Source organism: Pontibacter locisalis, assembly GCF_042684605.1.
In the GTDB taxonomy this organism is placed as follows: domain Bacteria; phylum Bacteroidota; class Bacteroidia; order Cytophagales; family Hymenobacteraceae; genus Pontibacter; species Pontibacter locisalis.
On sequence record NZ_JBHULU010000027.1, the window covers coordinates 1 to 13,589 of the forward strand.

Consider the following 13,589-nt stretch of genomic DNA (forward strand, 5'->3'; position numbering starts at 1 on the left):
TACAAAACCAGTAGCTCTTCCCCTAACTTCACTCATCATCTTATCCAAGGTTACCTCGACACGGGGGAGATACCTGTAAGTACTGTTCAGCCTTTTGGGAAGAAGCACTACCGGAAGGATGTCCCTTTTCATCGCCATATCACCAGGTGTATGTCGTTCGATTCCAGTTACCTTCCGGCAGCAGGCTTTTTAAGTACGAATTGTACTCTAATAGATCTTGGTAAAGATATGAGTTCGATAAGTCTATCCTCCGGGCTACAGAGTAACAGAAAAGTAACCAACTACAACAGCAAATCAGAAGACCATCACTAGAAATAGAGAACAAGGACATCAGTTACTTTCTTCTCTTTTTTCTTTCATCTGAACGACTAGCTCATTGAACCCTTTTCTCTTCTTCAGCGGCTCAAAAAGGGCATCCTCCGTGACAAGTTCATACCGGGACATCCCCCTTTGCACAGCCTCTTCTAAATTTTGCATAGCAAGTTTGTACCTTCGCTGCTTGCTGTTCACTTTGGCTAGATAAAAGAACGGCTCGGGGCTCTCAGGCTTCACCACGCTGAGCACCTGCAGGTAATTTGCAGCCTGATCAAATTCCTCTGCTTGCCAGGCACGTTCAAAGCTTTCCACCGCTGTAATCCAGATATAGCTTTTAATCCTGTCGTAAAGCAGGCTTCCCTCCTTCTCATCCAACTGCAGGGCCATTTCCTTAACCTTCTTTAGTTCCTTTGCCCACCATTTCTCGGAAGTATACAGACTGTTTACAGGAACCGAACCAGAAGCAGTATTTGTAGAAGATATACTTGCAAGGGCACTACCATACTGCTTCCAAAACTGCTCTTCCAGAGTCCTTATTTTCTCCCTTGTTTTCAAAGCCAGGGCTAGTTCCTCGCTTTTCTCGAGACGTAGCATCTCTTGCTGCAGGGCGGAAACGTATGTAAGTCCGTTTAAAGAGTTGTAAAGCTGCTTTACAAGGAAATACTGCTGGGCAGGGTTTTTCGCATCCTCAATCCTCTTCATTTCAGACTGTTTGTAGGCAGAGATGAGCTCCTGGTCCACAGGTGTAAGCCCCCGCCGCATCGCCTGCAGCTCTAACCAGGCTACTCCCTGCTCGATCAACATGCTATCCGGCCACACATGCCCCCCATTAAAGGTGATGAGCAGTTCGTTGTGAGGCATTTTACTCAGCTCCTCATAAACCAAATTAAGCTCATAATAATTAGCGTCTTGGTTGCCTACTATTCCGACATGGTCAAAATTAGGATAGGCAGGTCCCCCTATCGTCTGTGGGAAGCCAGCTCCACAACCTATTACACCGGCAATTTCCCCTGTCTTCAGTGCCATGTAAACCGCAGCCCGCGCTCCCCCCGAGAAACCACTGCTGTACCTCCGCTGCTCATCCAGGGCAAACCGTTTCTGCGTGTCCTCGGTCATGGCGTTCATCGCGTCTATCACAAAACTCCAGTCTCCGTTTCTCGAGTTGTTAGACGCAGCTATGATATAGCCATACTTTTCTGCAGCGTATCTAAAGTGCGCCGCAGCCAAAGCTCCTCGGGCAGCAGGGTCAAACACATAGATAATAGGCCACTGTTTAGAAGGGGTATAACTGGATGGTAAATATAGGGAGTAGCTTTGCGCTAAATCCGACATTGCCTCGATTTGCTCTAGCAGCTTGCCCCGTTCCATATCCTGTGCAGAAGCAGACATTGCAAGCAGGCTAAGGCATAATGCAACAGCAACGCCTATTTGAAAAGTAGTACAAGCTTTCATCCTGTTCATGAGCTTTCCTCCTGTATCGTTTCTAGGCCTACAACAACATATTTATACAAAAAAGTCATAAAGGCAATTTACTGGCGCTACGGAGTACAGGCTTCTGGTACCCTATCCGAAGTAACATAAATTTTATACCCGGATATGCACGCTAATAAAGCAAAACATGGAGAAAGACAACAGGGAATGCGGACAATGTGGCTCAGCCATGGCGGGAAGGTAAGACAAGAAGTTCTGCTCCGACCAGTGTCGGGCAGCGGCTGGCAACAGGCGTAAGCTCAAAGATGAGGGCGAGCAGCTGATGCGCCAGGTGAACGCCACCCTGCGCAGGAACAGGCACCTGTTGAAGCAGGCGAGCCCGTTGGGGAAGACGACCGTAAGGCGAAAGGCACTTGAGCTTCACGGCTTCGACTTCCGCCACTTCACCCACCTCTACCGCGCCAGGAGCGGCAACACCTACCACTTCTGCTATCTGCTGCTTGAGGAGGAGAAGATGCTCATCGTCAATTGGCAGCCATACATGGAAAAATAAGCTACTCCTCCCCTATCTGTAGAAAGCTGCCTAAGGCATCTAAATCCCTGTGAAAAAGGTTCGATAATTCCATCCTACGGGCTACACGGAAGGCCTTCAGTTAACGCTGAAGGCCTTTTTTATTTCACTTCGGACACTATTCTGACACCGCAACAGCTACTTGTTATCTCTTGAGACTTTCTTTTAGTACTTTTTGAGTCACTAATACTAAGGACTTTTGCGCAGTAGCAGAAAGGCTTGCTTATTCCTTTTGTATTTTCTGCACACTGTGCACCCCTAGCTGCTCTAAAAAGTGTGGGAATTCTTGTAAATGCAGTGGAAGGCCCTTTAGGCTGCTCCCCGAGCAGCCCAAGACCAACAGCCACTCGGCAAAACAGGTTTGAAGCTCTAAAAAAAATGGATTGTTGAGCGGCAACTGCTTCATATGCTATTAGGAGTCATCACGTATACCAGGTTGAATTGAAGCAGAGTATAAAGAATATCGGGTAATGGCAATCAAGTCAGCATCTAACCATGCACAAGATGCGAAGTGCCGGGAATCGCTTTTTTAAATTAGTTAAGTGCTCTTGGAAGAAAGCCACACTAAAAGCTGTTTGCTTTACATAACTTTACTTCTATATAAATTGATACAACAGCAGGAAGGCGCTATCCTCCTGCTGTTGTATGCCGGCCATTTAGTCCTGCTGATTTCACAATAAAGTGTCTGGTAACCCAAGTCCGGGATACTGCTTCTGCAGGAACTGCTCCTTTGCCTGCCCCAAAACATTTCAACCCCTAAAATAGTACAATCACCAGAACATAAATATGCTATATCGCAATATATGAAAAGAAGCAAAACGGATACCCCGTCCCTCTACAAGAAGAAAAGGAACAGGTTATGCCTCTTCCTGATGTTAGCCACAGGCCTGTCTGCCTGCGGCGGTGAAACCGAGACAGAGGCAGTGTCAGATGAGCCGGCCGCAGTGGAAGCCGATGCCGGGTCGGCCAAGACAATAGAGTGGGATTATGAGAACACCAACTGGGAGCAAATCTCCGGCACCGAGTGCAGGGCCAGCGTGCAGTCACCCGTTAACATCAACACGCAGGAGGTGATTGAGGCGGAGCTCGCGGACATTCGGTATGAGTACGAGCCCTTCCCCATGAAGATTGTGGACAACGGGCACACGGTGCAGGTATACGGCACAGAGAGAAGCTTCATCACGGTAGAGGGCAAGCGGTATCAGTTTAAGCAGTTTCACTTCCACTACCCTTCTGAGCACACCATCAACGGCGAGCGGCACCCGCTGGAGATGCACCTCGTGCACCAGGAGGAGGGAACAAGCAACTTGGCTGTGCTGGCAGTTTTCATAGAAGAAGCAAATACTGCCAATCCATTCCTGGAGAAGGTGTTCACGCAGATACCGGTTCAAAAGGAGGAGGAGGTGCAGACAGAAGTGCAGCTGACGCTGTCTGATTACATCCCGCCATCCCAGATGCACTATACCTATATCGGCTCCCTGACTACGCCCCCCTGTACAGTGGGCGTGGACTGGATTGTCTTCAGAGAGCCCATACAGGCATCAGAGGAACAAATAGCTAAATTCTCTGCCTTGTATGCCAATAACGCGCGGCCTGTGCAGCCTCTCAACAACAGAAGGGTGCTGAAGACAGAAGAGTAATTCTCCCTGATGAGGAGGGTGCAGGAGAGTGTAAGCCGCCACGGATTAGGCAAACGTCCCCTATGCTCCTAAGTTGGTTGTGTCCGCCTCTAAAGCGTATAACTGAACTTGCTACATTTGTCTGTGCTCTGGCGATGCATCAGCCAGAGCACATGATTAGGCGCCACAGGATGCTACTTCAGGCTCCTTTTATGCTGGAATGCCCTCCAACATCCACCAGGGTTTAACATCTGTGATGTTAAAAGTACGTGTCAATATACTCAAGAAAGGTGTTTTTGCTCTTGGTTTGAAGAACTTTGGCCCCGGTCAGTGCCGGGAAAGTAGTGGGGAATTCGTTCAGGTGCGCCTCTTTTGACTCGCCTATAGATAATATTGCATTGATGCCCTCAAAGCAGATGTACCCCGGTGCATGGAAATAAAGCGATCGTAGTTGCGTAAGTCATCAACTGCAAATGGTTGAAATTATTTAAAGAAGCTCGGTGCACCTGGTACAGCTCATCCACCAGCAGAACCTCCGCATGGTTCTCCTTCATCCACTTTTGCTCCTTCAGATCCAATGTCTCGCTGTTGTCGGACACAATCTAGGCAGGAAGTGGCCTGTCATAGATGATCTGGCACTTGTGCTTGTGTGCTGATGATCCTTTCCAGTCCTCAACACTCAGGAAGTTTGCCGGTGCGTTATCCCATTCTGTAACCTAATCGTAGACGTACAACAAAAGGTGGTTAAGGGCCTTTCGTTTTCTAAGAACACATCTTATGCAAAAACATTAGCCTACATGATACTACCCCTCCCCTGCCTGCAGAAAGCTGCCTAAGGCTTCTAAATCCTTGTGGATAAGGTTCGATAATTCAATCCCTTGGAAACAAAAGCTATGCAGCAGGGGCTTTTCCCGGCTACTGATGAATGGCCTATCGCAACTATAGATGCCTGTTCGATTGCCTGATTTTAAAGCTATGATTTTACCCCTTATCCTCACTCTTGCCTCTAACCTGGCAGTTGCAAATGTAAAGGAAGAGTAAAAACATATCCACCAGTCAAAGACATAACCATTATTTCTTAACCAACATATCTTTAGATGCAGACTCAGCTTAAGAGAAGAAATTTTTAGAGTTCCTTGGAAAGAGCTCTTTAGCTGTTGTGCTGCAAGGACAGTTGATTGAAGCACTTGCTTCTTCTAAGGAAGTGAAGCTACTATAAGCATTAGCCCCTTCCTCGGCAAATGAGCTTTTATTGGCAGACGGCCTGCAGTACGACGTTCTGCTAAAGTGGGAAGACGCCATTTCCCAGAAAGATCATTTCGGGTTTAACAACGTTTATATTGCGATGGTACTTGGTAAGAAGATGAATGAAGCTTTGCTATGGGTAAACCATGAGTACATAGGTTCTAAATTCATATCAGGTTATACCGGTAAAAATGAACTCACTTAAGAACAGGTAGAGAAGGAAATGTATGAGGTGTGCGGTACTATTGTAAAGGTTAAGAAAAACAGGAAAGTGAAAGGTGGTGCAGTACCAATACCCGTAACAAATATTTATGCTTACCTTATCTTTTCGAACTTTAACCTATTGCCTTTAGCCTCGCTGGCAACTTCACCATTTGCATACACTAAATTTCCATTTACCCATGTGCTGATGACGCTGCTTTTAAAGGCTTGTCCTGAAAAGGGAGACCAGTTGCATTTATACAGCAGGTTCTGCGGACTTACCTTCCATGGTCTGTTGATTTCGACCAAAACCAAATCGGCGAAGTACCCTTCCCGGATGTAGCCTCTTTCTTTTATTCGATATGCTTCAGCCACATTGTGGCTCATTTTTTCTACTATTTTCTCTAGGCTGATTTTTCCCTGATGACACAGTTCCAGCATAGCCACTAAGGCATGCTGTACCAAAGGTCCCCCGGAGCTAGCCTGAAAGTAGTTACCGGACTTCTCTTCATTAGTATGCGGAGCATGATCAGTAGCTATAATGTCTAACTTATTATCTAAAAGAGCTTGTAACAAGCCATTAGCATCCGTTTCGCTTTTGATGGAAGGATTCCATTTGAGCTTCGCCCCTAAATTTTCATAGTCCTTGTCTGAGAACCAAAGATGGTGGACACATGCTTCAGCTGTTATGCGCTTCTCTTTGACCACTGGTTTGTTGTCCAAAAGGTTAGCTTCTGCCAGAGTGGAAATATGGAAAAGGTGAAGGCGATTATTATGTTTACGTGCAATTTGCAACACCCTTTCTGTTGCCTTCACACAGGCTTCCTCACTCCTTATCAATGGGTGACAATCAAAAGGAATATCGTCGCCATATTTTTTTCGGAATATTTCTGTATTCTTTTTGATGATGTTATCATCCTCACAATGCAGGGCAACTAAGGTGCTTGTACGTGAAAACAGCTTTTCTAAAAAGTCGGGATAATTGGCCAATATCCCTTTATCATTATGAAAGTAAAGACCATCATCAGTGATTCCACAGACATTTTCTGTGTCTGTTTTTAAAACCTCTTCTAAATTATCCTTTCCAATCCCCATAAAAAAAGAATAGTTAGTAAGAGACTTCCGGGATGCTAAACTGTACTTTTCTTCAAGCAACTCCTGCGTCAGCGTATTCGGAATGGTGTTGGGCATATCCATAAAAGAGGTGATGCCTCCTGCAGCAGCCGCTTTTGATTCTGAACAAATATCTGCTTTGTACGTCAGGCCCGGGTCCCTGAAATGGACCTGGTCATCTATCACGCCAGGAAAAAGGTACAAACCCTCAGCCTTTACTTCCTGATAGTTACCTTCTTTGTTGGTAGTGATTTCAGAGGAGATTCTTTCTATTCTTCCCTTTGATATAAGAACATCAGCAACAAAGGTTTTACCCTCATTTACTATGGTGGCACTCCGGATTATTGTCTTCATCTTCTTTTTAAGCCATTACTTCATTTGCTAGCCTGCCTACAGGTTACCTATGCCGCAATGCATGGGTTCTATGTGGCTCTTTTCTCACATTAATGAAAAGCGAATCTGTTTCGCTTTAGAGCTAGTTTTAGAAAAAAGTTACTGTCCTTGACCGAGAGAGAAGGCAACTCTATGATCAAAGGCGTAGAGATTCTCTGTTTTGATTGTATCAATGTTCTTTTCCATGGCCCGGGCTAAAATATCCAGGATTTGCTGCTTGCTTATGGATTTGCCCTCCACATGCAGATAACGGCAGCGCCAGTGGTCGGTACAGAAAGTTTCTTCGAATCCCTCCGGCCATACTTTTATGCCCCTGTTGGTGATCATGCTGAGCTTCACCTCAGCAGTATCGAGCTGTTGCATTAACTCACCCATTTCCTCTGCGCTGTTGCCGTCCCACTGAACAAACACATCAACTCCTAACAGGTCCTTTTTAGCAGCGGCTTTCCGCTGGTACTTAGGGAGCTTAAAGGAGGAGCCTTCTACGTAGGCAACCGACTTTAGAGAGTCAGGCTGCTGTCCGAGGTTGTCAATAACGGCCTGTGCAAATTCCCGGGTGCCTACTTTTTGCTTACTTACCCCTTCTTTGTATATATCTGCCGTATGAATACCCTCCTCAATGGTTTTCAGCCAGGCATTTTGCACTTTTTGCGCAATGTCAGCCTGCCCGATATGGTTAAGCATCATAATGGCTCCCTGAAGCAGCCCGGAGGGGTTAGCCAGGTTCTGGCCCGCGATGAGTGGGGCAGAGCCATGAATGGCTTCAAACATTGCACAGCCCTCCCCTATGTTGGCTGAGCCGGCTAAACCCACTGAGCCGGTAATTTGTGCTGCCACATCGGAGAGTATGTCGCCATATAGATTTGGCATGACGATGACATCAAACACTTCGGGTGTATCGGCAAGTCTTGCGGCTCCGATGTCTACAATCCAATGTTCATTCTCAATATCAGGGTATTCTGTGGCAACTTCTTTGAAAACCTGGTGGAAGAGACCGTCTGTTTGCTTCATGATGTTGTCTTTTGTGAAGCAGCTTACTTTCCTGCGCTTGTATTGGCGCGCATATTCAAAAGCATACCGCACAATTTTTTCACAGCCAGGACGGCTGATGAGCTTCAGGCACTGAACCACCTCGTCAGTCTGCTGGTGCTCGATGCCTGCATACAAATCTTCTTCATTCTCCCTGATGATAACCACATCCATTTCCGGGTGCTTGGTCTTTACAAAGGGGTGCAGGCTTGTGCAGGGACGTACATTGGCGTAGAGGCCCAGCATTTTTCGCATTGTCACATTTAGGCTTTTGTAACCGCCGCCCTGCGGAGTGGTGATGGGAGCTTTTAAAAATATCTTATTGCTTCTGATGGAATTCCAGGAATTTAGTGAAATGCCGGAAGTGTTCCCAGCCAGGTACACCTTTTCTCCTACTTCAATTTCATCAATATCAAGCTGAGCCCCTGCAGCCGCCAAAATCATTAGGGTGGCCCCCATAATTTCCGGGCCTATACCATCTCCTTTTGCAACCGTAATTCTTCTTGCCACAGGTTTGGCCGCTGATTTTTGGCAGCCTTCATTGCTTTTAGTTTGTGTCTGCTCTAACATAAGTCTTTATTTGATGTACAAAAGTGCTGCATTAGATAAATAAATAAAAATATATAGTTTATATGTAAATCATAAATAAAATTTATGGATTCACTTAACGCCAGTTGTATTTGATTTTATAATCAACCTGAACGCAAGGCATTACTAAAGCAACGGAGAAGGTTCATCTACCTTAAACTTCTTGATTCAGTTCCTCTTAAATAGAACTGAATCTGATTTATAAGCAATATTTATGTTTCTTATTAATATTATAAATAAAAATTTATGTATCAGAGAATTAATTTTGCAGCACATTATTCATAGTTAAAATCGTTAAGTTAAATCAACAGATGGCTGTAACTGGCAAGAGTTATAAGAGAGCAAGTCGGCTTTTAGCTGGCGGGAAATTAGTAGCCATACCAACAGAGACAGTTTATGGACTCGCAGCCAATGCATTAGACGAACAAGCCGTAGAGCAGATCTTCTTCACCAAAGGCAGACCACACTACAACCCGCTGATCATTCACATTGGGTCCAAGAGCGACCTAAGCAAGTATGTAATGGAAGTGCCGGATGTAGCACAGCGGCTGATTGAAGCATTTTGGCCAGGCCCTTTAACCCTGCTGCTGCCTAAGAAAGACATTGTGCCTGACCTTATCACGGCCTCGCTACCACGTGTGGCTGTACGCATGCCTGACCACCCACTGACACTCAACCTTTTACAGCTGCTGGACTTCCCATTGGCTGCACCAAGCGCGAACCCTTTCTGCTACATCAGTCCCACCAAGGCCGAGCATGTGCAGCAGCAGATAGGGTACAAGATACCCTATATATTGGATGGTGGGCCATGTGAGCAGGGGCTTGAGTCTACTATCGTAGGCTTCGAAGAGGGTGTTCCTGTGGTTTATCGCTTGGGTGCCATCACGCCGGAAGAGATTAAGGAGGTGGCGGGGCAGGTGTTAATAAACCAGAAATCTAGTAAGCAGCCGGAGGGGCCGGGGATGCTCCCGTTCCATTATTCACCCAGAACGCCACTGTACTTCACAGATCAGATAAATGAGCTGCTGCAGGAGTATGATCTGACAAAAACTGGTGTCATCTCATTTCAAAGAATGATTGAAGGAGTGCCTGCTGAACACCAGGTTGTGCTGTCAGCTGCAGGCAACATGCAGGAAGCTGCCAGCAAACTTTATGATTCCCTGCACTACTTAGATAGGCTAAATCTCAGCCACATCATTGCGGAGAAACTACCGGAGCATGGATTGGGATTGACTATAAATGAGCGATTGAAAAAAGCTGCCGGTAAAACAACGGGAAGCGCTCCTAAAGTTGAAGCATCAAATTCATAAAAACTATAACAGTTCCAGTTGTAGCAGGGTGATCAGAGAATCACAGCGCTGTGTTAACCTACTACAAAAAAAGTCTTCATAGAGACACCTAACATTGAAATCTCTTTCATGAACCTCAACCTTTTAATCGATAATCTGACAAGTCCGGCTCTGCTATTTTTTGCACTTGGTGTTTTGGCTGTCAGGTTTAAGAGCGATCTGGAAATTCCTCCTTCCTCCTCAAAGTTTATTTCACTGTACCTGCTCTTTTCGATTGGCTTCAAAGGTGGACAGGAGCTGGCACACAGTAGCTTTACGATAGAAATCATCTGGGCAATTTTATTCGGGATTCTTATCTCGCTGCTCATTCCCTTGTACAGTTTCTATATTCTCAAAAAGAAACTTAGCATAGAAAATTCCGGAGCTATTGCAGCTGCTTACGGCTCGGTAAGCGCTGTGACGTTCGTAACGGCCGTGTCATTTCTGGAGGTTCAGAATTTGGACTACAGCGGGCATATGGTGGCGGTTATGGCGCTAATGGAAGCTCCAGCTATCATAGTTGGAGTAATACTGATTCGATTTTACTGTGAAGACCAGGAGAACTCGCCAAAGATCGGGAAAATACTTACGCATTCGTTTACCAATGGTAGTGTAATGTTGATCCTGGGAAGCCTGCTGATTGGCCTGCTTGCCAACGATCAGCAGGCACAAGGTATAAAACCCTTCACCACGGACATATTTAAAGGGTTTCTGGCCATCTTCCTGCTTGACATGGGCATCGTGAGTGGCAGGAAACTAAGTGATTTTTTTAAGAGCGGCTGGTTTACAGCAGTCTTTGCTGTCGCCATCCCTTTTATAAATGGGTGCTTAGTGGCGGTGCTTAGCGGTCTTGTAACAGAGGACATCGGAAACAGATTTATATTTGCCGTGCTGGCTTCAAGTGCTTCCTATATAGCAGTGCCGGCAGCCATGAAAATAGCAGTGCCAAGAGCAAATCCGGGAATCTACCTGCCCATGGCGCTTGCCGTAACCTTTCCGTTCAACATCACGCTTGGTATGCCGGTGTACCTGTCCATTATAGGCCCTTACTTATAAGCAAATAGGCGACTCATTAACTGTAAAGATGTGTCGCAGTTGAAAGAAAAAACAGTATGTTTAAGAAATGGAGGCAGTGTCATTTGCGCCATAGTTAAAACATATCCAACCAGCCAAACCAGTCTTTTATCGTTTTGCTCTTTTCTTTTTGCAGGTACTCCAGATAGGCTGTTGCGACAGGAGAAAAGCTTTTTTGCTTTAGCCAAATAAGGTTCCAGGTTGACTGAATGGGGAAGCCTTTGATCGGGATTATCTGTAGGTCGCCATTGTATAATTCATTTTTGATGCCAATCAGGGGCATGATGGAGTAGCCAAGTCCTGCAATTACAGCCTGCTTTACAGCTTCGTTGGATGTAAGCTCCATTTTTTTGCTTACACGCATGTTATGCTGTTTAATAAAGTTCTCCATCACGTAGCGTGTGCCTGAACCGGCTTCACGGTAGATTAGCGGTACTTCTTCCAATATGCTGTTATCATGAAGCTTTCCCGTGTACTGGTGCTCTCTGCTGCCTACCAGAAATAGCTTGTTTGTCATAAGCTCAGTGTTCTCTACCTGCATGTTTTCCGGTAAAACCGAAACAAGCGAAAAGTCCACTTCATTACGCTTCAAACTTTCGATCACCATGGACTTATTTGTGACATCCAGCACCAGCTCCACCCCGGGGTGTTGCTTCAGGAAGTCAGACAAAAAGTAAGGCATTACATACTTACCAGTAGACACCACCGTGATCTTTAACCGACCGATCAGCTGCCCTTTATAGGCCAGCGTTTTGTAGTTGATGGCATGTACCTCATTAAGAATTTTTTCGGCTGCGGTGGCTATTTCCTTTCCAAAGTCGGTTATGAAAATCCTTCGGCCCACCACCTCCGTCAGGGGGATGTCGAACTGGTCCTGTAAGTTTCTGAGCTGAATGGACACAGCTGGCTGCGTTAAATGCAGCTCTTCGGCGGCTTTGGTTATACTGAGCGTCTGAGTGATCTTTTGAAATACCTGTAATTGGTGAAGTGTGTAATTCATAAATATTGCTTATGATTTACATTAAAAGTATATATTTTTATTTATAGAAGCAAATGCGGAATTTTGAAGCAGCAAAAGTTCATAGGCAGGTAAGTATCAAAAGCACCTGTAACATGGAATTCAAACCAGATACATCTTATGTTAACAACTACAGCTGAAAGAAGCGCAGCGGCGCCGGAAAAAGAGAGCCTCCAAGTACAAAGGCCAAAGCAAATCCCATCTACAGCCAAGCAGAAGAGCCAGTTTTTTGGTCTATGTCTGAAAACGCTATACCTCTACGCTAGTGTACTGGGGGTAGTGCTGGTTCTTTGTGGCTTATTGATTGCAGTAAAAAATCATAATGTGCTAATGGTTGAATGCTTCAAGGCGCTGATGATAGTTGGTATCCTGAACCTTATTCGTGTATTCTCAATTTCTTAAATTTAAAGATAACCTTTATGAAAATCCTAAATCTTATTTCAGGCAAGTATACCCCATCTGAAGCGAATGAAGTGCTCCTGAAACTGGTGGACATCAAAATAAATTTTCACAAGATAAAGAACCTGAAGTCACAGGTCAAATACGAAATGCCCGACGCGGGATCTGATGCAAGAATCAAGGAGCTTATGGAAATAAGAGCGCAGATTGTTAGCCTTATCCAGGAAGCAGTTGAAAGCAACTCTGATGTAGAGGTTGAGTCTGTACTTAACATAGCTATAGAAGGAGAGTCCTATGCAGTAGATCATGTTCAAGGGAAGGAAGTTGCTTATAGCAACGAAGCATAAGAAAGAAAACGTGCTTGCTCCTCTCCTGCAGGAGGCACTGGAAGTTGAGTGTGTTGTAACCGAAGATTTTGACACTGATACGCTCGGTACTTTTACAGGAGAAACAGAGCGCTTGGCAGACCCCATAACAACTGTACGTTCTAAGTGCCTGCAGGCCATGGAGCTATATGATTGTGATCTTGCTGTTGCCAGCGAAGGCTCCTTTGGCCCGCATCCTACTTATTTTTTTCAGTATGCCGATGAGGAGATACTGGTCCTCATTGACAAGAAGAATAACCTTGAAATCCTGGCCAGAGAGTTAAGTACAGAAACAAATTTTGGAGGCGAGGAAGTAAGTTCTGAAGAGCAACTAGTAAGTTTTGCAGAACAGGCTTTATTTCCAACGCATGGCTTGATTCTGCGGGGACAGCAGAACAGCAATGCTGACATAGTAAAAGGAATTGCAGACTGGGATCAGTTAACAACAGCCTTTTGTCAGCTTCTGAAAAAGTATAAGACTGCCTATGTTGAGACGGATATGAGGGCCATGTATAACCCCAGCCGTATGAGGGTGATCGAGAAAGCTGCCCTGAAGCTGGTAGAAAAAATAAACAGCAAATGTGCTTCCTGTGGTGCTCCGGGTTTTAGTGTAACTGAAGCCAAGCCGGGCCTACCCTGTGAATGGTGTAGTTTTCCGACGCAATCCACTCTAAGTTATACCTATAAGTGCCAGAGGTGCAGTTTCACGAAGGAAGAAAAATATCCTCATAACAAGCTGGCTGAAGATCCAATGTATTGCAACCTATGTAATCCTTAACATCCCACAGCCAATACAAAATCGTTTGTTTAAGGTGAGATATAAGCAAATGGTAACTAGAGGCTATCAGCGATTATTTGCAGATAGCCTCTTTTAGTTCTTATAGTATTTTCGTTTTATCC

At 45.3% G+C, this 13,589-nt stretch carries 14 protein-coding genes; 8 read left to right on the top strand and 6 right to left on the bottom strand.

Features of this window, described 5'->3' with window-relative positions:
- On the top strand, positions 1 to 312 hold a 312-nt coding region (locus ACFSRY_RS18670), incomplete at its 5' end, for a hypothetical protein (RefSeq protein ID WP_377511641.1).
- Between the two features lie 18 nt (positions 313 to 330).
- Here the strand turns inward: ACFSRY_RS18670 and ACFSRY_RS18675 are convergent.
- Complete coding sequence (locus ACFSRY_RS18675) at positions 331 to 1,776, bottom strand: hypothetical protein (RefSeq protein ID WP_377511644.1); 1,446 nt, start codon at positions 1,774 to 1,776, stop codon at positions 331 to 333.
- Positions 1,777 to 1,969: 193 nt separating this feature from the next.
- Positions 1,970 to 2,170 (bottom strand): hypothetical protein, encoded by a 201-nt coding sequence (locus ACFSRY_RS18680; protein ID WP_377511647.1) that lies wholly within the window; start codon positions 2,168 to 2,170, stop codon positions 1,970 to 1,972.
- A gap of 950 nt (positions 2,171 to 3,120) precedes the next feature.
- Here ACFSRY_RS18680 and ACFSRY_RS18685 point away from each other — a divergent pair.
- Positions 3,121 to 3,957: a carbonic anhydrase gene (locus tag ACFSRY_RS18685; protein ID WP_377511650.1), complete on the top strand. Its 837-nt coding sequence runs from the start codon at positions 3,121 to 3,123 to the stop codon at positions 3,955 to 3,957.
- 386 nt (positions 3,958 to 4,343) lie between these two features.
- Here ACFSRY_RS18685 and ACFSRY_RS18690 read toward each other — a convergent pair whose 3' ends face one another.
- Positions 4,344 to 4,535, bottom strand: coding sequence for a hypothetical protein (locus tag ACFSRY_RS18690; RefSeq protein ID WP_377511653.1), 192 nt, complete (start codon positions 4,533 to 4,535; stop codon positions 4,344 to 4,346).
- A 653-nt stretch (positions 4,536 to 5,188) separates the two neighbouring features.
- Here ACFSRY_RS18690 and ACFSRY_RS18695 point away from each other — a divergent pair.
- Positions 5,189 to 5,386 (top strand): hypothetical protein, encoded by a 198-nt coding sequence (locus ACFSRY_RS18695; protein ID WP_377511656.1) that lies wholly within the window; start codon positions 5,189 to 5,191, stop codon positions 5,384 to 5,386.
- Positions 5,387 to 5,496: 110 nt separating this feature from the next.
- Here the strand turns inward: ACFSRY_RS18695 and ACFSRY_RS18700 are convergent, their stop codons facing one another.
- Positions 5,497 to 6,849 carry a dihydroorotase gene (locus tag ACFSRY_RS18700; protein ID WP_377511659.1) on the bottom strand — a complete coding sequence of 451 codons (1,353 nt, stop codon included), beginning with the start codon at positions 6,847 to 6,849 and terminating at the stop codon, positions 5,497 to 5,499.
- 138 nt (positions 6,850 to 6,987) lie between these two features.
- A complete protein-coding gene (locus tag ACFSRY_RS18705) occupies positions 6,988 to 8,427 on the bottom strand; it encodes an NADP-dependent isocitrate dehydrogenase (protein ID WP_377511662.1) in 1,440 nt (479 codons plus the stop codon).
- 389 nt (positions 8,428 to 8,816) lie between these two features.
- On the opposite strand from ACFSRY_RS18705, the gene ACFSRY_RS18710 reads away from it, so the two are divergent.
- On the top strand, positions 8,817 to 9,815 hold the full coding sequence (locus tag ACFSRY_RS18710) for an L-threonylcarbamoyladenylate synthase (protein WP_377511665.1): 999 nt from the start codon (positions 8,817 to 8,819) through the stop codon (positions 9,813 to 9,815).
- A 108-nt stretch (positions 9,816 to 9,923) separates the two neighbouring features.
- Positions 9,924 to 10,889, top strand: coding sequence for a sodium-dependent bicarbonate transport family permease (locus tag ACFSRY_RS18715; RefSeq protein ID WP_377511667.1), 966 nt, complete (start codon positions 9,924 to 9,926; stop codon positions 10,887 to 10,889).
- Between the two features lie 94 nt (positions 10,890 to 10,983).
- On the opposite strand, the gene ACFSRY_RS18720 is transcribed toward ACFSRY_RS18715, so the two are convergent.
- Positions 10,984 to 11,907: a LysR family transcriptional regulator gene (locus ACFSRY_RS18720; RefSeq protein ID WP_377511670.1), complete on the bottom strand. Its 924-nt coding sequence runs from the start codon at positions 11,905 to 11,907 to the stop codon at positions 10,984 to 10,986.
- 138 nt (positions 11,908 to 12,045) lie between these two features.
- On the opposite strand from ACFSRY_RS18720, the gene ACFSRY_RS18725 reads away from it, so the two are divergent.
- The 3 genes from ACFSRY_RS18725 to ACFSRY_RS18735 are packed head-to-tail and all read left to right on the top strand — an operon-like array spanning position 12,046 to position 13,467.
- Entirely contained in the window at positions 12,046 to 12,327 is a 282-nt protein-coding gene (locus ACFSRY_RS18725; RefSeq protein ID WP_377511673.1) for a hypothetical protein, read from the top strand.
- A 17-nt stretch (positions 12,328 to 12,344) separates the two neighbouring features.
- A complete protein-coding gene (locus ACFSRY_RS18730; protein WP_377511676.1) occupies positions 12,345 to 12,671 on the top strand; it encodes a hypothetical protein in 327 nt (108 codons plus the stop codon).
- Positions 12,631 to 13,467: a DUF6671 family protein gene (locus tag ACFSRY_RS18735; protein ID WP_377511679.1), complete on the top strand. Its 837-nt coding sequence runs from the start codon at positions 12,631 to 12,633 to the stop codon at positions 13,465 to 13,467. The genes ACFSRY_RS18730 and ACFSRY_RS18735 overlap by 41 nt, the downstream gene beginning before the upstream one ends.
- Positions 13,468 to 13,589 lie beyond the last annotated feature (122 nt).